General features: G+C 59.5%; 1 protein-coding gene. It reads right to left on the bottom strand.

The window, feature by feature from the left end; all coding sequences use genetic code 11:
• The coding region (locus FLQ03_RS00280) for a hypothetical protein (protein WP_144374174.1) at window positions 1-232 on the bottom strand (232 nt) is incomplete at both ends.

Here is a 232-nt window from a genome sequence, read left to right on the forward strand (position 1 = left end):
CGTTGGCATCACGGTGCCATCTTCCAGAGTCACCATTGGGATTGGCGCACCCCAGTAACGCTGACGGGAAACGCCCCAGTCGCGCAGACGGTAGTTCACTTTACGCTCGCCCACGCCCAGGGAGGCCAGCTTGTCGGCGATGGCGTTGAAGCCTTCTTCGAAGCTCAGGCCGCTGAACTCACCGGAGTTAAACAGGGTGCCTTTTTCAGTCAGCGCTTGCTCAGAGAGATCG

It is taken from the genome of Vogesella urethralis (assembly GCF_007644045.2).
Taxonomy (GTDB): Bacteria; Pseudomonadota; Gammaproteobacteria; order Burkholderiales; family Chromobacteriaceae; genus Vogesella; species Vogesella urethralis.